The sequence below is a fragment of the Plantactinospora sp. B24E8 genome (assembly GCF_039871735.1).
In the GTDB taxonomy this organism is placed as follows: Bacteria; Actinomycetota; Actinomycetes; order Mycobacteriales; family Micromonosporaceae; genus Plantactinospora.
This window is the reverse complement of the sequence record NZ_JBDPMH010000005.1, coordinates 84203-102289: the sequence shown is the minus strand read 5'-3', so window position 1 is coordinate 102289 and position 18087 is coordinate 84203. Positions and strand designations below refer to the sequence as shown.

Sequence of the window (18087 nt, the reverse complement as noted above, 5' to 3'; positions counted from 1 at the left end):
ATCCGGCAGAAACTGGGGGTGGCCCGATGACATCGCTCCGGTCCTCCGGCGAGGGCGCGTCCGGTGTGCGTCTGCGGGTGCTCTCGTACAACGTGCACGGCCAGCGGGACGACGTGGACGCGCTGGCCGCCGCGGTCCGGGACGCCGCGCCGGACGTGGTGGTCGTGCAGGAGGCGCCCCGGCGGTTCCGGTGGCGGCACAGGTGCGCCGCCCTGGCCGACCGGCTCGGGCTGGTGGTCGCGGCGGGTGGTCTGCCGTCCCTGGGCAACCTGGTGCTGACCAGCCTGCGGGTCCGGGTCCACGACACCTGGTGCCTGCGGTATCCGCTGACCCCGGGCCGGCACCTGCGCGGGGCGGTCTTCGCCGAGTGTGCGGTCGGCGGCGCCCGGTTCACCGTCGTCGGGTCGCACCTGTCGACCGATCCGGCCGAGCGTCCCGGCCAGGCGTTGCTGCTGGGCCGGGAACTGACGGCGGCCCGGCATCCGGTGGTGGTCGGCGCCGACCTGAACGAGAACTCCGGGGGCGCCGCCTGGCGTACCGTCGCGGACGGTCTCACCGACGCCGCGGTCGCCGGCGGCGGCGCGGAACGGGCCACGTTCTCCTGCGCCGACCCGCGGGACCGGATCGACGCCATTTTCGTGGATCCCCGGATCAGCGTGCTCCGGTACGCGGTGCTGGACACCGAGCAGACCCGTCGGGCCAGCGACCACTTCCCGGTCCTCGCCGATCTCCGCCTGTAGGCCGGCGGACCAGGAGCTTGTCCTGCCGGACGGGTGGCGGGACCGGCGGACGTCACCGCGCCGTACGCCGCTGTCGACCCCGCGGCGTCGCGCGGCGGGCTGGACAAAAGGTCACGGAAGCCGGGAGGATTCCCCCGCACGTCGGCACTCGTGCCGGACAAAAGGAGATCTCTCGGTGTCCACCCTCAGCGAGCAGGAGAGCCACGAACCGGTCGCGACCCTGTGGCGGGACGGGCGCCCGGTCTACGACCGGGGCGGCACGGTCTGCGTGATCGGCGCCGGCGCCAGCGGGCTCACCGCCATCAAGAACCTCAAGGAGTACGGCTTCGGCGTCGACTGCTACGAGCGGGAGACCGGCGTCGGCGGCGCGTGGAACTGGCGCCACGACCGCAGTCCGGTCTACGCCAGCACCCACGTCATCTCGTCCCGGCCGTTGACCGAGTTCCCCGACTTCCCGATGCCGGACAGTTGGCCCGACTACCCCCACCACGGTCAGCTGCTGTCCTATCTGGAGCGGTACGCCGACCACTTCGACCTGCGCCCGCACATCTGGTTCGGCACCGAGGTGGTCCGGGTCGAACCGGCCGAGGGGGACCGCTGGGACGTGACCACCCGCAGCACCGGCGGTTACGGTGCCGAACGCACCTCCCGGTACGCCGCCGTCGTGGTCGCCAACGGTCACAACTGGGCACCGAAGATGCCGGCGTACGAGGGCCTGGACGAGTTTCGTGGCCAGGTCATCCACGCCTCGGCGTACAAGGACGCCACCCAGGTGCGCGGCAAGCGGGTGCTGGTGATCGGCGCCGGCAACAGCGGCTGTGACATCGCCGTGGAGGCCGGCCAGCAGGCTACCCGGTGCTGGCACTCCACCCGACGCGGCTACTGGTACGTCCCCAAGTACTCCCTCGGCCGCCCCGCCGACCAGGTCGGCCACGCGACGGCGGCGCTGCGGCTGCCGTTGTGGTTGCGGCAGTGGCTGTTCCACCGGACGTTGAAGCTGACCGTGGGTGACCTGACCCGGTTCGGCCTGCCCCGCCCCGACCACAAGGTCTTCGAGACCCACCCGCTGGTGAACAGCCAGCTCGTGCACTACATCGGGCACGGCGCGATCACCCCGGTACCGGAGGTGGCCCGGTTCCACCGCACGGGCGTGACGCTGACCGACGGGCGGGAGATCGAGCCGGACCTGGTGGTGCTGGCGACCGGCTACCTGCCGCAGTTCGAGTTCCTCGCCCCGGAGATCCTCGGCACCGACCCCGCCGGTCGGCCCTCGCTGCACCTCAACGCCTTCGCCCGCCGGCATCCGACGCTGGCCGTCGCCGGCCTGCTGCAGCCCGACTCCGGCCTGTTCACCCTGGTGCACTGGCAGAGCGTGGTGATCGCCCGGTGGCTGCGCCTGCGGGAGACCGCCCCGGACCGGGCCCGGACCCTCGCCGCCGGATTCGCCGCCGACAGCCACGAGCGGTGGCACTCCGCCCGGGTCAAGGACAGCACCCGGCACTGGTTCGAGGTCGGCCACATCGAGTATCTGCGCGCGTTGCAGCGCACGTTGGGCGAACTGGAGGTGGCGGCGTGACCGCGCGCAGCGGACGGATGCGGCTCATCCGTACCCCGGAGTGGACCCGTCCGGTGCCGGCGGTCCACCGGGAGGTGCTCTCCGCCGTTCCGGAGGCGGACGAGGGCAAGCCGCCGCTGCTGTTCGTACCGGGGTTCGGGCACGGTGCCTGGATCTTCGCGGAGAACTGGCTCGAGCACGCCGCGTCGCGGGGATTCCCGGCGTACGCGGTCAGCCCGCGCGGGCACGGCGGCAGCGGGCCGGACCCGAGGGCGACGCTGCGGGCGTACGCCCACGACGTGGTCCAGGTGGCGGCCAGCCTGCCCCGGCGGGCGGTGCTGGTGGGGCACGGCGCCGGCGCGCTCGTGACGGCGTACGCGCTGGCCCGCTATCCGGCCCGGGCCGGGGTGCTGGTCGCGCCGGTCTTCGGCGGCTGGTCCACCCTCGGTGCGGCGGTGCGCCGCAACCCCGGCGGTACGCTGCCGGCGGTTGTCGGCGGTCCGCTGCGGCTGAGCCGTCGGCAGCTGTTCAGCCGGGAGGTGCCGGAGGCGACGGCCCGCGGCTACACCGAGCGGCTCGGCCGGGCGTCGGCCCGGGCGCAGTGGCAGCTGCTCGCCCATTCGGCTCCGGAGCCACCCGTCGGCGATCCGCCGATCCTGGTGCTGGGCAGCCCGGACGACCGGGTGGTGCCGGCCGGCGAGCTGACCCGGGCCGCCCGGCGGTACGGGGCCGCGCCGCTGCTCTTTCCGGGGATGGGGCACGACGTGATGCTCGACGCCCGCTGGCGGGAGCCGATCGACGCGATCCTGGACTGGCTCGACAAGGACCTCGTCGGGTAGACAGCCAGGGTTGTCCGTCCACCCTCGTACCCGGAGGCGTCTTCCGTGCTGAGCCGTCCGTGTTGATCCGTCCTGCCACGCCCGGGGACGCCCCGGCTGTCGTCGCGCTGCGCGCGATCGTCTATCCCTACCTGGTACGCGGCGTCGAGTCGACCCGGAGGACGATCGCCGGGCCACCGTCGGGCGAGGGGTGGGCCGGGTACGTCGCCGAGGAGCACGGACGCCTGGTCGGCTGGGCATCGGCGTCCCGGATCGTCACCACCTCCGTACCGGACTTCGGGCAGATCTCCCTGCTGCACGTACATCCGGAACACCGGCGGCGCGGCATCGGCAGCGCCCTGCTCGACGCGACCCGGCAGCATCTGCGGGGACTCGGGGTGCGCCGGGTCCGGTCCTTTGTCGTGCCGGACTCGGTGGACTTCGCCCGCCGACACGGCTTCGAGCCGGGCCGGGAGGCCCGCTACTCGGCGCTCGACCTGACGCCGCCACCGCCGGTACCGCCGACGCCGGAGGGGCTGCGGCTGCTCCCGGTGGCGGACCTGGACGCCCGGCAGGTGTACGAGGCCGACGTCGCGGCCGCCGCCGACGAGCCGGGTGACGTCCCGGTCGACCAGGTGTCGTACGACTACTGGCGGTACGACGTCTGGGACAACCCGGGGTTGGACCGGGCCGCCAGTACGGCGGCGGTGGCCGGTCCGACCGTTGTCGCGTTCTCCCTGGTCGCCCGGGACGGCGGGCGGGCCTGGTCCGACATGACGGCGACCCGGCCGGAACACCGCGGGCGGGGACTGGCCCTGCTGGTGAAGTCGGCGGCGCTGCGGCGGGCCGCCGCCACCGGCGCGACCGTCGCGTACACCGCCAACGACGGGGCGAACGCGCCGATGCTCGCGGTGAACACCCGGCTCGGCTACCGTCCGGTCGCCTCGCAGTTCTCCTGCCTGGCCACGCTCGACTGAGCGGCCCGCCGGGGGTACGGCGCGCCCTGCGGCCGGGGTGTTAGGAAGGGCCTCTAGAAACCGCCCCCTGTACAAAAAGCGATATGGCCCTTCCTTTTCAGGTGGTCAGGCGGGTGACCAGCGAACCGTTCTGATCCAGGGCGGTCAGATAGGAGCGCGCCCAGGCCCGGATGTCGTGCACCCGCAGGTGGTCCCGCATCGCCCGCATCCGCTCGGTCCGGTCCGCCTCGCTAACCTGCAGGGCCTGGACCAGGATCGCCTTGAGCCCCTCCAGGTCGTGCGGGTTGACCAGGAACGCCTGGCCGAACTCCGCCGCGGTGCCGGCGAACTCGCTGAGCAGGAGCGCGCCGCCGCCGTCGACCCGGGCCGCCACGTACTCCTTGGCGACCAGGTTCATCCCGTCCCGCAGCGGGGTCACCGCCATGATGTCGGCGGCCCGGTAGAGGGCGGCGAGTTCCGCCCGGTCGAACGGCTGGGTGAGGTAGTGGATCGCCGGCTCGCCGACCCGGCCGAACTCCCCGTTGATCCGCCCGACCTCGCGTTCCACCCGTTCCCGCAGGATCTGGTACTGCTCCACCCGTTCCCGGCTGGGGACGGCGACCTGGACCAGCACGGTGTCCCGGACCTTGACGTGCCCGGTGGCGAGGAGCTCGCTGTAGGCCTTGAGTCGTTGCTCGATCCCCTTGGTGTAGTCCATCCGGTCCACGCTGAGGATCACCTGCTGTGGGTCGCCGAGGTCCCGCCGGATCTGGGCGGCCCGCCGGAGCACGTCGGGTCGGCCGGCCAGCGCCTCCATCTCCGTCATGTCGATGGAGACCGGGAAGGCGCCGATCCGGACCACCCGGTCGTCGACCGCGATCCGTCGGTCGGTGGCGGGCAGCCCGAGCACCTTCGTGGCGAGCTGTGCGAAGTTGTGCGCCGCCTGGGGGCGTTGGAAACCGACCAGGTCGGCGCCGAGCATGCCGAGCAGCAGTTCGGCCCGGCGGGGCAGTTGCATGAACAGTTCCGGCGGCGGGAACGGCACGTGCATGAAAAAGCCGATCCGCAGGTCGGGCCGGAGCGTACGGAGCAGCCCGGGGACGAGCTGCAGGTGGTAGTCCTGGACCCAGACCACCGCCCCGGGTTCGGCCGCCTCGGCCGCCGCCTCGGCGAACCGCCGGTTGACCCGCTGGTACGCCTCCCACCAGCGACGGTGGTAGACGGGCTGCTCCACCGCGTCGTGGTAGAGCGGCCAGAGGGTCGAGTTGGCGAAACCTTCGTAGTGGTCGCGGACGTCGTCCTGGGCCAGGGCGACGGTGTGCATCCGTACCCCGTCGATGTCGGCCAGGTGTGGGGCCGGACCGGTGCCGCCGGCCCAGCCGACCCAGGTCGCCGGGGTGTGCTGGAGGAGGGGGTGAAGGGCGCTGACCAGGCCGCCGGGGCTACGACGCCATTCGCAGGCGCCATCCGGCGCCACGCTGTCGTCGACCGGCAGCCGGTTGGCCACCACCACGAGGGAACTCTGTCGCATTCGGGCACCTCGTTCCGGGCGAGGCGACCACCGCGAATGACGAGCGATCGGGTAGTCGTGAGGGGAAGGTGACGTACAGCAGTATTCCTACTGATGCGAAATTACGCGATGGTTACGTGCCAACACCACAGGGCGATGAATCTCGCGATCTGGACGGTACGGGGCAGAAAGCCGCGGTGGTGGCGGGCGCCGACGGATCTGTCGTCCGGCTCACACCACGGCGCCGTCGTCCGGGTCGTCATCGTCGTCGTCGCCGGGCCGCAGCCGCCAGATCAGCGTCACGAAGCCGCCGAGGATCCCGGCGAAGCCGAACAGGGTGGTGACTCCGCGGCCGAGCGGGAGCAGCGACGGGAAGAGGAAGAGCGCGAAGCCGGCGGCGATCGCCAGGACCCCGATCACCGCGTACTTCGACAGCCGGGGCAGCGGAGGCGGCGGTGGTGGGACGTACCGCTCCTCCTCGGCCTCGTCGGGCAGGTCCGTGCCGAAGGTGTCGAGGCCGTCGAGCAGCGACGGCTCGTCGCGGCCGACCGAGATGCCGGAGATGTCGGCGGCCGAGGGGAGCCGGCGGCCACCCGGACCGGCCGGTAGCGGCGCGTCGGGCCCGGGACGCGGTGCCGTCGCGACGCCTCCCGGTTCGGCCGCCCCGGTTTCGGCGACGTCCTCTGCGGCCGGCCACGAGCGGGCGTCGGCGGCGACCTCGGTGTGGTAGCCGGCGACGATCCGGGCCCACTCGGCCTCCACGTCCGGGTCGGCGGCCGGCGACGACGGCTGGCCGGGCAGCGGCGCGGACGACCGGCCCGTCGGCTCCTCGTCGGTCAGCTGGGTCAGGTAGTCCCGGGCGGTCGCCAGGTGGCTGCGGTCGACGTACAGCCGGTCGACGGGCCGGGGCGGCATCGTGGTGGTCCGGGTCACCGGGTTGAGGTCGGCGGAGGGTTGCAGGTAGGCGGCGATGCCCCCGGCGGCGAGCACGTCGAGCAGGTGTTCGCCGAGCCGCGGGTCCACGTCGCCGGCGATCGCGTACTCCGTCGCCTCCAGGCCATTGTCCCGTCGTCCCCGACGGGCCCCTCCCGCTGTCACTCCGACACCCTCCCTACCGGCCCGTGGCACCCACGGTGCTCCTGCCGCCCGTTGGCCCCACATGCCGTGCACTGAATCGTGACACGGCGGGCACTGGTTCCGGGAGTGCGTTGTGGCGTGCCGTACCCGCTTCGTAGGCTCATGACCGACAGATCCCGCCACGGCCGACGGCCGGGCGCGGCGACGTTCCGGCGGTCTGCCGGGCGGTCGCCCGGCAGGTGGGGACCCGCGGAGACGCTCGGGAAGGACAGCGGTGCTGTACGGGCTGATGAAGTACGTCATCCTCGGGCCCTGGCTGAGGCTGATCTTCCGGCCGCTGGTGGAGGGCAGGGAGAACGTGCCCGACACGGGGCCGGCGATCCTGGCCAGCAACCATCTGTCGTTCTCCGACTCGATCTTCATGCCGTTGATGGTCAAGCGAAAAGTGACCTTCGTGGCGAAGGCCGAATACTTCACCGGCCGGGGGCTGAAGGGTGCCCTGATCCGGATGTTCTTCGTCGGCACCGGCACCATCCCGGTGGACCGGTCCGGTGGGCGGGCTGCCCAGGCGGCGCTGGACACCCAGCTCGCGGTGCTGCGGGCCGGCAACCTGGCCGGAATCTACCCCGAGGGGACCCGTTCGCCGGACGGTCGGCTGTACCGGGGCAAGACCGGGGTGGCCCGGCTGGCGCTGGAGAGCGGCGCCCCGGTCATTCCGGTGGTGATGCTCAACGCCGACGAGATCCAGCCGCCGGGCAAGCTGATCCCGAAGATCAAGCGGGTGAGGATCCGGTTCGGGCGTCCCCTCGACTTCTCCCGCTATGCCGGGATGGCCGGCGACCGGTTCGTGGAGCGGGCCATCACCGACGAGATCATGTACGAGCTGATGGAACTTTCCGGGCGCGAGTACGTCGACATCTACGCGCAGAAGATCAAGAACCAGCCGCTGGCCACGGCGGCGAGCGGATCGTCCGTCGAGTCGACGGGCGGTTCGATCGCCGCCTGAGCCCCCCGGTACACCGTCCGGTGCGGCGGCCGGTGGTCGAGCCGGGCGGGTCCGCAGCCCGGGCCGGGCCCGGTCCGGTCAGGAGGCGAGCACCGGCGTGCTGCCGGGCGCGGTCGGGCCCGGCCCGAGCCGGAGCAGACCGGGCGCCCGGTTCCGCAGCGCGAAGGCGCGTACCTCGGCGAGCGCCATCTCCGCCTCCGCGGGCCGGTCGGCCAGCCGCAGCTCACCGGCGGCGAGCGCCAGGGCGAGCATCCGGTCGGTCACGTCCGGGATTCCCGCGTAGATCTCCGCCGCCGCGAGGTACAGCTGCCCCGCCCGACCGTGCTCGCCGTCCGCGCTCGCCGACGCCGCCGTGACGGTACGCAGCGCCGCCTCCACCCACGGCGTGTGGTGGGTGACCCGGTCGAGCATGCCCCGGACCCGTACCGCCGATCCGCGGCCGGCCAGCGCGGCGGCGTACGCGGCGGCGGGCATCCACTCCCCGCTGGCCAGGGCGGGCACCGCCGACCACGACCCGGCGAGTTCGTCGAGCAGGTCGGCGGCCTCCTGCCGGCGTTCCTGCAGGGCCCGGCAGAGCGCGCCGAGCCCGAGTACCGTCCAGTGCAGCCGGTGGAAGCCACTGCGCCGGGCGGTCTCCAGGGCGTCGGTGACGTCGTCGATTGCCGCCTCGCCGGGCACCGGCTCGTCGCGGAGCACCCGCAGACAGGCGCGCACCCCACGTACCTGCATGTCCCACCGACCGGCCGGGGTGTCGACGAACGCGTCGGCGACGGTCAGCAGCCGGCCGAACTCACCCTCGCAGTACGCCCGCATGGCGTCGCCGGAGCCACCGGTGGCGAGCGTCTCGCCCCGGGTGAGGGCGGGACAGGCGGCGACGAGTTCGCCGGACCGGATCCAGTCGCCCTCCTCCCGGACCGCGTACGCGAGGTTCTGTACCGCCCGGGGCCAGGCGAGGAGCTGGTGGGTCTGGCAGAGCCGGTGGATCTCGTACAGTTCGTCCAGGCCGGCCGGGTCACCGGCCTGGTAGCGGGCGGTCGCCACGGTGATCCGGGCGTTGGCCTGGGTCTCCACCAGTCCGAGCCGTTCGGCGATGTCGGCCGCCGCGCCGGCCGCCGCGATCGCCGGATCGCGCTCGTAGTTGAGCATGTGCAGCCGGCCCAGTTCGGCGTAGGCGTCCGCCTTCTGCGCGGTGTCCGGCAACGCGTCGAAGAGCTCGACGGCCCGGTCCAGACAGGACAGTGCGCCGGACCGGTCGGCTCGCAGCCAGGCGGCCTGCCCGAGCAGTGTCCAGGCCCGGGCCGCGTCGCCGTTCTCGCCGTACGCGAAGAGCCGCTCCGCCAGGGTGTGCAACTGCTCGGTGCCGCCGCCGGCGAGGAAGTTGTTGCCGTCCCGGAAGTACGAGATCTCGGTGCTCAGCAGCTCCAGCCGCAGCCGGCCGACCGGATCGGTGTCGTCGGCCAGCCCGAGTGCCCGGGCCGCGTGGTTGGCCGCCACGTCCAGCGCGTGCAACGCGTACGCCCGGCGGGCCGCCCGGTGCAGCGCGTCCCGGGCCGGCGGGGCGTACCGGTCGGTCGCCACGCCCAGGGTGTGCGCGATCTCGTGCGCCGCCCAGCGGTGGTGCGCCAGCACCTCGGCCAGGTCGGTGTCCCGGCCCCGGGACATGCTGTCCAACCACTCGGCGGTGCGTTCGTGCCGGGCCACCCGTTCGGTACGCGGCAGCCGCTGGTAGCAGACGTCCCGGACCAGGACGTGCCGGAACCGGAACTCCGGTTGTCCGGCCATCGTGGACGACGGCTGTTCGTGGACGAAGTCCCGCTGCTCCAGCTGGCGCAGCGCCCGGTCGACCGCCTCGACCGGCTGCCCCAGCGCGGCCGCGACCGCACCCGGCCAGAACTGCATGCCGACCACCGAGGCGGCCAGCAGCACCGCGCGGTCCGGGCCGTCGAGCAGGTCCACCCGGTTGGCGATGACCGCGTGCACGCTTTCCGGCATCGGCAGGTCGTGCCGCTTCTCGAGCGACCAGCCCCGACCGGACTGGCGCAGCGCCCCCTGCTCCATCAGCATCCGGACGTACTCGTGGGCGTAGAGCGGGTTGCCGTCCGCGACCTCGACCAGCGGGTTGAGCATGTCGGTCGAGAACGCCGCCTGGCCGAAGATGTGGCCGTAGAGCGAGGCGATGGCGGTGTCCCGAAGCGGCGGCAGGCTGATGGTCAGCGAGGCGGTGATCGTCCCCGCCCAGCTCGGCTCTCGCTTGACCAGCTCCGGCCGGGAGGTGCAGAGCAGCAGCAACGGCACGTTCTGGGCGTACGCCCCGAGCAGCTCCACGAAGTTGAGCATCGCCTCGTCCGCCCAGTGCAGGTCCTCGAAGACCAGCACCGTCGGCTGTCGGGCGGCGAGCGCGACCAGGAAGCGGCGCCAGGCCGACTCGGACTCCTCGGCCGGCAGGGTGGGACCGGGCAGACCGACCACCGGGCGGAGCGCGTCGACCAGCCGGCCCGCCTCGCCGGGTCCGACCAGTTCGTCGAGGGTCGCCTCCAGGCGTCGGGCCGCCACCGAGGCCGGGTCGGTGTCCAGGATCCCCGCCTCGGCCTTGACGATGTCGGCCAGCGCGGCGAAGGTGACGTTCTCGCCGAACGGCGGACACCGGCCCGTCCGCCAGGTGACCGGCTGGTCGGTGAGCCGTTCGGTGTGCCGGAACAGTTCCCGGACCAGCCGGCTCTTGCCGATCCCGGCGTGCCCGAGCACCGTGACCAGTTGGGGCAGCTGGTCCCGGATGGACCGGTGCAGGGCGTTGACCAGCAGGCCCAGTTCGTGTTCGCGGTCGATCAGCGGGGTGGTGTCCGACTCGCGGTCCGGCGGCTGCCGCAGTACGGCGGCGAGCGCCAGCCAGACCTCGGTCGGCGTGGACCGGCCACGCAGGAGCACCGGGTCCTGCGCGTCGTACCGGATCGCGTCCCGGGTCAACGCGTACGTGTTGCCGCAGACCAGCACTCCGCCGGGCGGGGCCACCGACTGCATCCGGGACGCGGTGTTGACCACGTCCCCGGCGACGATCGCCTGCCCGCCGTCCCGGGCGGCGGCCACGTCGACCAGCGCCTCACCGGTGGCCACCCCGACCCGGAACCGCAGGTGGTCGGCGCCGGTCGGGGTGAGCCGGGTCAGCACCCGCTGCAGCTCCAGACCGGCGCGTACGCAGCGCAGTGCGTCCGTCTCGGTCGCCACCGGGGCGCCGAACAGCGCCATCACCGCGTCGCCGATGTACTTCTCCACCACCCCGCCGTAGTGGCCGATGACCCGCCGGGCCGCCGAGAAGAACGAGGTCTGCATCTTCCGGACCAGTTCCGGATCGGCGCGTTCGACGTACGGGGTGAAGTCGATCAGGTCGACGAAGAGCACACTGACCCGTCGGCGGTCCTCCTGACCCACCGTCGACCGACGGACCGGCTGACCGGGGCGGGGGGTGCCGCAGGCCGTACAGAAGGCGGCGTCCCGGGCGAGCGGCCGGTCGCACTGGGTGCAGGCCGGGGCGAGTTCGGTCCCGCAGCCGCCGCAGAAGCGGTCGCCGGCTGCGGCGGTCCGGCCGCATGTCGTACAGGGAGCGGAGATGCCGTCCTCCTACAGCCTCGAAGTGGAGTGTGTACTGCCGGGGTGGCGGGCTCCGGTCGGGACGGGCCGGTCGACCGCCGCCGGTCGGTCCCCAGTGTCGGGCCGGAGCCGGCGGAATCGCCCCGCCGAGTATCACCGCCCGACGCCGCTGTCGGGAACCGGGCTGTTGGCTAGCGGACAGTCCACCACTGGAGATCCACGATACAGTCATTGGCGCCGACCGATCGGTGAATATCAGGGAGAGATGGACAATGGTGTACGTCCGACTGGAAAAGGAATGGACCGACGGCGATGGTGTCGGTCACGCCTCGGGAGACATGATCGACGTGGACGCCGCCACCCTGGCGAAGCTTCAGGCGGCGGGCATCGTCGGCGGCGAGAGTGCCGATTCGGGCTCGACGGGCGGTGGCAAGGAGGGGACGGACTGGCTGGGTCCGACCTGATCCCGGTCGCCGAACGCGTCGGAGGACGTTCCGGAGGCCGGGGCGACGACCGGGCGTGCCGGGGACGGGTCGACCGTTCACGGGGCGTCCGGTCGGGCACGTCCGAAGTGTGGATCTCCGGGGGTGGGGAGGTCTCCGCGGGTGAGCTCAGCGGTCGGCCATGCCGGCCCGGCGGCGGAGCGCCGCCACGTCGGTGACTACGATCCGGCGCCCCTCGGTACGCAGCCAGCCCCGGCTGGCGAACGAGCCGATCGCCTGGTTGACGCTCTGCCGCGAGCCGCCGGCCATCTCGGCGAGCTGGCTCTGGTTGAGTTCGATCGTGATCATCGGCGCCTGGCTCTCGCCGGCCAGTCGGACCAGTGTCTTGGCCACCCGACCCGGCAGGTCGAGGAAGACATGGTCGGCGTTCTGCTCGGTCAGCCGGCGGATCAGTCCACCGAGGGACCGCATGACCGCGTCGAGGATGCGCGGGTTGGAGTGCACGAGCTCCATGAAGGCACCCCGGGACAGCGCCAGGGCGGTGCAGTCCTCGATGGCCTCCGCGGACGCCGAGCGGGTGGAGGCGTCCAGCAGCGAGACCTCGCCGAGCACGTCCGGGGGACGGATGACGTTGAGTACGGCCCGTTCGCCGGTCGGCGCGGTGCGGAACACCGCCACCGCCCCACGACGGAGCACGATGAGCGACTCGCCGGGGTCGTTCTCGACGAACAGCAGCTGGCCCTTGCGATAGGTACGGGGGACCGCCGCGGCGATGACCCGTTGGCGCACCTCGGGCTCGAGGCCGGCGAACATGTCGACGCCGGTGAGGGCGTCGCCCGGCTCAGGCAGGCGAACCTCCACGGCTCAACCCCTCCCCGGTGGATAACCAGTATTGCCCCCGGGCGACCCGCAACCGCCCGAAGTGGCAAGGTGAAACTGATACCGGTAGGAGTCCGGCAGCGGTACACATCAGATCATGACGGCCCTGTCGCTTGCTGTACACCCCTCAAATCACTTCTGTGACAGTTCTGTCGCTGACCGGCCCCGATTCTGGTGGCGGATCCGCCGTCGGACGGGGGCCGAACGGGGGCGAGGCGGGTCCAGGGGGCGGGATCCGTGGCCGGCCGGGTGGTGCCCGTTCCGCCGGCCGGCCACGGTGCGGGAGCGCGGATCCGGCATGCTCCCGACCGCTCCGCCCCGCCCGGCGACCCCACCGCCCGGTTCCCCGGCGGGTCGAACCCGCCCCCGGGCCGCCCCGGGCGGGTGGGATGGGCGAGGATGGTGGTGATGGTCTACCGCTATTTCTACGACTGTGAGTTCATCGAGGACGGCCGGCTGGTCGACCTGGTGTCGATCGGTGTCGTCGACGAGTACGGGCGCGAGTTCTACGCGATCTCCACCGAGTTCGACGACTCCCGGGCGGTGCCGTGGGTGCGGCGCCACGTCCTGGACAAGTTGCCCTCGCCGGGCGACCGGGCCTGGCGTTCCCGGACCCGGATCCGGGACGAGCTCTACGACTTCCTGGTCGAGCCGATCCGGGACCGGCCGGACGAGCAGCTCGAACTCTGGGCCTGGTACGCGGCGTACGACCACGTGGCACTGGCCCAGCTGTGGGGGGCGATGCCGGCACTGCCCCGGGAGATCCCCCGGTTCACCAAGGAACTCCGGCAGCGCTGGGAGGACCGGGGGCGCCCGCCGCTGCCGGACGCCTCCGGGCGGCACGACGCGCTCGTCGACGCCCGGCACAACCTCGCCCGGTGGCGGGCGATGCACTCGGCCGACGCAAGATCAAGATGACCTTTTTGTGATCCCCCGGTGACGCCTGACGGGGCGCGCTGGCCTGCCTCCCGGCCGACGACTACAGTGCGCAATGACGGCCCGCCCCGGGCCGGCAACGGTGCCGCGACGGTCTGACGGACTTCGACCCTGGGGCTGAACGGGCTTAATCGAAGGCTCCAGGAGGATGAGCAGATCATGCGTATCGGCGTGCTCACCGGTGGTGGTGACTGCCCGGGTCTGAACGCGGTGATCCGAGCGGTGGTGCGCAAGGGCGTCGCCACCTACGGCCACGAATTCGTCGGCTTCCGTGACGGGTGGCGCGGCCCGCTGGAGGGGCTGACCAAGCCGCTCGGCATTGCGGAGGTCCGGGGCATCCTGCCGCGCGGCGGCACCATCCTGGGCTCCTCCCGGACCAACCCCTTCAAGATCGAGGGCGGCGTCGAGCAGATCAAGAGCAACCTCGCCGAGCAGGGCGTGGACGCCCTGGTGGCGATCGGCGGCGAGGACACCCTCGGCGTCGCGACCAAGCTCCACGAGCTCGGCGTCCAGGTGGTGGGCGTACCGAAGACGATCGACAACGACCTCGGTGCCACCGACTACACCTTCGGCTTCGACACCGCGGTCAACATCGCGATGGAGGCGATCGACCGGCTGCACACCACGGCCGAGAGCCACCACCGCACCCTGGTCGTCGAGGTGATGGGCCGGCACGCCGGCTGGATCGCCCTGCACGCGGGCCTCGCCGGTGGCGCGAACGTGATCCTGCTGCCGGAGCGGCCGTTCGACGTCGACCAGGTCGCCGGGTACGTCGAGAAGCGCTTCCAGCACCAGTACGCCCCGATCGTGGTCGTCGCCGAGGGCGCCCAGCCGCTGGAGGGCCAGATGGTCCTGCAGAACCAGGAGCTGGACTCGTTCGGCCACGTCCGGCTCGGCGGCATCGGCCAGTGGCTGGCCGAGCAGCTGGAGGCGAAGACCGGCAAGGAGGCCCGGACGGTCGTCCTCGGGCACATCCAGCGCGGTGGCACCCCGACCGCCTTCGACCGGGTGCTCGCCACCCGGCTCGGTCTGCAGGCGATCGACGCGGTCAACGAGGGCGACTGGGGCAAGATGGTCGCGATGCAGGGCACCAACATCGTCCGGGTGCCGCTGGTCGAGGCGACCAAGGAGCTCAAGACCGTACCGCTGGAGCGGTACACCGAGGCCGAGGTCTTCTTCGGCAGCTGACGCCGTACGTGGACGGGTGGCCCGCCGGGGTACGGCGGGCCACCCGACCCGCGTCCACCCACCGACGATCGGTGACGGCTCGTACCTGAGGAGAGGCGATGACGCCGGGAGCGCACACGGTTGCCGTGATCGGCACCGGGAAGATCGGGGAGCTGATGCTCTCCGGACTGCTCCGGGCGGGTTGGCCGGCCCACCGGCTGCTGGCCACCACCCGCCGTCCGGCGCGGGCCGAGGAGATCACCGCCCGGTACGGCGTACCGGTGGTCGACAACCTGGTCGCGGTGGCCGAGGCGGACGTCCTGGCCATCTCGGTCAAGCCGCAGGACGCGGACGCGCTGCTGGACGAGATCGGGCCGAAGGTGCCGGCCGACAAACTGCTGATCTCGCTCTGCGCCGGCCTGCCGACGAGTTTCTTCGCCCGGCGGCTGCCGGAGGGGACTCCGGTGATCCGGGTGATGACGAACACCCCGGCCCTGGTCGACCAGGCGATGACGGCGATCTCGGCCGGCTCCCACGCCACCGGCGCCCACCTGGAACTGGCCGAGGAGATGTTCCGGCCGCTCGGCGCGACGATCCGGGTCCCCGAGGCGCAGCAGGACGCGGTGACCGCGCTCTCCGGCTCCGGGCCGGCCTACTTCTATCTCCTGGTCGAGGCGATGGTCGACGCCGGGATCCTGCTCGGTCTGCCCCGCCAGGTGGCCCACGAGTTGATCGTGCAGACCGCCATCGGGTCCGCGACCATGCTGCGGGATTCCGGTGAGCACCCGGTCAAGCTCCGGGAGGCGGTGACCTCACCGGCCGGGACCACCATCTCGGCGATCCGGGAGCTGGAGAACCACGGCGTCCGGGCCGCGCTGCTCGCCGCCCTCGAGGCGGCCCGGGACCGGGCCCGGGAGATCGCCGCGCAGAACGAGTGAGCGGGGTTTCCGCCCCGCACGATGATCGGATCCGCACGGCCCGGTAAGAGGGCTGTTGCCAGGCGGTGAAGTTGCCGCTCCATCGTCGGCCGGCGAGCGTCCGTGCCCGATACTGTTCGATGTGTTCACTCTTGCCCAGGCGCGGCATCTGATCGCCACGCTCCGTCCCCGGATCGACGAGCTCGTCCGGCTCCGTGCCGACCTCGCCGAGCTGCGGGTGGACCTGGCCGAACGTGGCGCCGGCCCGGCCGAGCGTGACAACGGCCCGACCGGGCGTGCCGGTCGTCCGGTCGGCGGGCTGGCCGAGGTCAAGAGCCTGGAGGCGCGGATCTTCGGCATCCTGGAGGAGCTGACCGGGCACGACATCCAGGTCAAGGGGCTCGCCCCGGTGCTGCTCGACTTCCCCGGCGAACGGGACGGCCGGCCGGTGGTGTGGTGCTGGCTGGAGGGCGACGGCGACGTGGGCTGGTACCACCGGGTGGAGTGCGGCTTCCAGGGGCGGCGCCCGGTCTGAGCCGGACCCGGGTCAGCCGGCAGCGGAGTCGGTGAGGACCACGGGCAGCTCGGCGACGGCGTAGACGACCAGGTTGTCCCGGTAGTGCCCGGTGGGCCGGTCGAACCGTCCGGTGCAGGTGATCAGCCGTAGCTCGGGCCCGGGGGTGGGGCCGTACACCACGGTGGTCGGGAACTCCGCCTTGGCGTGTCGGCTGCTGCCGGTGACCCGGAATCGGAGCCAGCGGTGGCCCCGGCGCACCTCGACCAGGTCGCCCGGCTCCAGGTCCGCCAGCCGGTGGAAGACCGCCGGGCCGGTCTTCGAGTCGACGTGCCCGGCGAGGACGGCCGGACCGACGTCGCCGGGGACCACACCGTCGGCGTACCAGCCGGCCTCGGTGAAGGCCGCCGGTGGGGTGAGCCGGCCGGTCCGGTCCAGCCGCAGACCGGCCAGCGTGCTGTCGACCCGGATCCGCGGGATCCGTACCCGGGTCGGCGGTCCGCTGGGCGCCGGCTCGGCGGGCCGGGCGGCGGTGTCGCCGGCAGCGGCGGCCGCCCGGGTCTCGGTGGCCGCCCCGGTCTCGCACGCCGGCCCGCAGGCGGCCGGGGCGCACGCCGGCGGGCAGGCCGCGAGTCGGGTCGGCGGGGCCGCCGGTGCCGGGACCGGCCCGCCGTCCCCGGCCAGGGTGACCGCGAGGCCGGCGCCGAGTGCCAGGCAGAGCAGCAGGCCGCCGACGTCCGGGCGGCGAACCGCCCCGGAGCGTCGGCGGTCGCCGCCCGGCGCCGACGCCGGGCGGTGAATGCCCGAACCGACGGTCACGAGCTGCGGGTACGCCGTCGTAGCGCGTACCGCCCGGTCGCCGCGAGCAGGAACACGCCGAACGCGACCAGCGCGGACCCCGTCGGGTACGAGCCGCCGGCTCCGGCAGTCCCGCCGGCCCCGGTGTCCACACCGCCGGCCGGTACGACCACACCTCCCCGGGCGTCGACCCGTAGTTCGGTGGTCAGCCCACCCCGCTTCGCGTCGAGCACCAGCAGCGAGTAGACGGTTCCGTCGCGCAGCGACACGGCGGTGGTGGTGGGCTCGGCTCCGGTGCCGGCCAGTCGCAGCGTGGCGCGTCCCGGCTCCACCTGCTGGTACGGGGTGGTGGTGGCGAACTGCACGGCGTCGGCGATGCGCGGCCCGTCCGCCACCGACACGTCGATCACGGGCGCCCGGACCGAGGCCTGGACGACCCGTACCTTGGCCCGGCCGTCCGCGGGGGCGCTCAGGTCGTCCTCCAGTACCTTGAGCCCGAGTTCGGCGTAGCGGCCCACCCCGGCCACGGTGTACGCCCTGCCGGCGGTCACCGAGACGCTCTCGGTCAGCACCGGCGGGTCGCTGGCCGGTGCTCCGGCCCTGCGCATCGCCACGGCGTACGGGCCGACCGGCAGCGGCAGGTACGGCGACAGCACCCCGTAGCCGACCGCCTTGAACACCTGCGGTTCGGCCGATTCGGACTCGGCGCCGAGGTAGACGTCGACCGCCGGGGTGTCGGGGGAGAGGTGGGCCAGTCGTACGTAGCCGACCGGGGCGGCGGCCCCGGCGGGGCCGGCGGCGACCGTGGTCAACCCGGCACCGAGCACCAGAGCGGCGGCCACCGCGCCGACCTGCCGTGGGATCCGGATCAGCTGTGGGATCTCTGTCATCTCGCCTCCTGAGCGTGCCGGGCACCGTGCGCCGGGCAAGGTAACGGCCCGGGGGCCCGGGACGTCGCACTGGGGGTCCGTCCGGGCCGGGGTGGCCGCGAGGCGGGGCGCGGGAGGCGGTGGTCGCGAGTGGGGCTCGGTCGGGCCGGTGCCGCCCCAGGTTCGCGACCGGCGGCCCGGCTCCGCAAGCCTGCCACGCAGAGTGATTCAATCGTTACCGCAGTCCGGTTGGCTCGCTGGTCGGGCAAGCGTGACAACGCTGGTCACGGCCACTGCCCGAGGGGTGGCGTCGGTGC

Annotated in this window: 16 protein-coding genes; 10 read left to right on the top strand and 6 right to left on the bottom strand. The window is 72.9% G+C overall.

Annotated elements, in window-relative coordinates:
- Nucleotides 1–26: 26 nt before the first annotated feature.
- The 4 genes from ABGB21_RS10630 (at nt 27) to ABGB21_RS10615 (ending at nt 4090) form a co-directional block, all read left to right on the top strand.
- On the top strand, nt 27–740 hold the full coding sequence (locus ABGB21_RS10630) for an endonuclease/exonuclease/phosphatase family protein (protein ID WP_347657038.1): 714 nt from the start codon (nt 27–29) through the stop codon (nt 738–740).
- Between the two features lie 175 nt (nt 741–915).
- Nucleotides 916–2316, top strand: a complete 1401-nt coding sequence (locus tag ABGB21_RS10625) for an NAD(P)-binding domain-containing protein (protein ID WP_347657039.1) — start codon at nt 916–918, stop codon at nt 2314–2316.
- 17 nt (nt 2317–2333) lie between these two features.
- Nucleotides 2334–3134 (top strand): alpha/beta fold hydrolase, encoded by an 801-nt coding sequence (locus ABGB21_RS10620; protein WP_347677696.1) that lies wholly within the window; start codon nt 2334–2336, stop codon nt 3132–3134.
- Between the two features lie 59 nt (nt 3135–3193).
- Nucleotides 3194–4090, top strand: a complete 897-nt coding sequence (locus ABGB21_RS10615; protein WP_347657040.1) for a GNAT family N-acetyltransferase — start codon at nt 3194–3196, stop codon at nt 4088–4090.
- A gap of 97 nt (nt 4091–4187) precedes the next feature.
- Here ABGB21_RS10615 and ABGB21_RS10610 read toward each other — a convergent pair whose 3' ends face one another.
- Nucleotides 4188–5600, bottom strand: a complete 1413-nt coding sequence (locus tag ABGB21_RS10610; protein WP_347657041.1) for a trehalose-6-phosphate synthase — start codon at nt 5598–5600, stop codon at nt 4188–4190.
- Nucleotides 5601–5810: 210 nt separating this feature from the next.
- Nucleotides 5811–6677: a DUF308 domain-containing protein gene (locus tag ABGB21_RS10605; RefSeq protein ID WP_347657042.1), complete on the bottom strand. Its 867-nt coding sequence runs from the start codon at nt 6675–6677 to the stop codon at nt 5811–5813.
- Nucleotides 6678–6930: 253 nt separating this feature from the next.
- On the opposite strand from ABGB21_RS10605, the gene ABGB21_RS10600 reads away from it, so the two are divergent.
- The gene (locus ABGB21_RS10600; RefSeq protein ID WP_347657043.1) at nt 6931–7662 is read left to right on the top strand and encodes a lysophospholipid acyltransferase family protein; all 732 of its coding nucleotides are present in this window, start codon (nt 6931–6933) and stop codon (nt 7660–7662) included.
- Nucleotides 7663–7740: 78 nt separating this feature from the next.
- On the opposite strand, the gene ABGB21_RS10595 is transcribed toward ABGB21_RS10600, so the two are convergent.
- The gene (locus tag ABGB21_RS10595) at nt 7741–11268 is read right to left on the bottom strand and encodes an adenylate/guanylate cyclase domain-containing protein (protein ID WP_347657058.1); all 3528 of its coding nucleotides are present in this window, start codon (nt 11266–11268) and stop codon (nt 7741–7743) included.
- Nucleotides 11269–11519: 251 nt separating this feature from the next.
- Here ABGB21_RS10595 and ABGB21_RS10590 point away from each other — a divergent pair, with 251 nt between their 5' ends.
- Nucleotides 11520–11711, top strand: a complete 192-nt coding sequence (locus ABGB21_RS10590; protein WP_347657044.1) for a hypothetical protein — start codon at nt 11520–11522, stop codon at nt 11709–11711.
- Nucleotides 11712–11858: 147 nt separating this feature from the next.
- Here ABGB21_RS10590 and ABGB21_RS10585 read toward each other — a convergent pair whose 3' ends face one another.
- Nucleotides 11859–12551: a Crp/Fnr family transcriptional regulator gene (locus tag ABGB21_RS10585; protein WP_347657045.1), complete on the bottom strand. Its 693-nt coding sequence runs from the start codon at nt 12549–12551 to the stop codon at nt 11859–11861.
- A 426-nt stretch (nt 12552–12977) separates the two neighbouring features.
- Here ABGB21_RS10585 and ABGB21_RS10580 point away from each other — a divergent pair, with 426 nt between their 5' ends.
- The 4 genes from ABGB21_RS10580 to ABGB21_RS10565 all read left to right on the top strand — a co-directional run bounded on the left by ABGB21_RS10580 (nt 12978) and on the right by ABGB21_RS10565 (nt 16124).
- On the top strand, nt 12978–13487 hold the full coding sequence (locus ABGB21_RS10580; protein WP_347677526.1) for a polyadenylate-specific 3'-exoribonuclease AS: 510 nt from the start codon (nt 12978–12980) through the stop codon (nt 13485–13487).
- 177 nt (nt 13488–13664) lie between these two features.
- Complete coding sequence (locus ABGB21_RS10575) at nt 13665–14693, top strand: 6-phosphofructokinase (RefSeq protein ID WP_331215674.1); 1029 nt, start codon at nt 13665–13667, stop codon at nt 14691–14693.
- A gap of 98 nt (nt 14694–14791) precedes the next feature.
- Nucleotides 14792–15610, top strand: coding sequence for a pyrroline-5-carboxylate reductase (gene proC / locus ABGB21_RS10570; protein WP_347677524.1), 819 nt, complete (start codon nt 14792–14794; stop codon nt 15608–15610).
- 121 nt (nt 15611–15731) lie between these two features.
- Nucleotides 15732–16124 carry a DUF2203 domain-containing protein gene (locus ABGB21_RS10565; protein WP_347657048.1) on the top strand — a complete coding sequence of 131 codons (393 nt, stop codon included), beginning with the start codon at nt 15732–15734 and terminating at the stop codon, nt 16122–16124.
- 12 nt (nt 16125–16136) lie between these two features.
- On the opposite strand, the gene ABGB21_RS10560 is transcribed toward ABGB21_RS10565, so the two are convergent.
- The gene (locus tag ABGB21_RS10560) at nt 16137–16922 is read right to left on the bottom strand and encodes a class F sortase (protein WP_347677522.1); all 786 of its coding nucleotides are present in this window, start codon (nt 16920–16922) and stop codon (nt 16137–16139) included.
- Nucleotides 16919–17791, bottom strand: a complete 873-nt coding sequence (locus ABGB21_RS10555; RefSeq protein WP_347657050.1) for a DUF4397 domain-containing protein — start codon at nt 17789–17791, stop codon at nt 16919–16921. Before ABGB21_RS10555 ends, ABGB21_RS10560 begins: the two co-directional genes overlap by 4 nt.
- Nucleotides 17792–18087 lie beyond the last annotated feature (296 nt).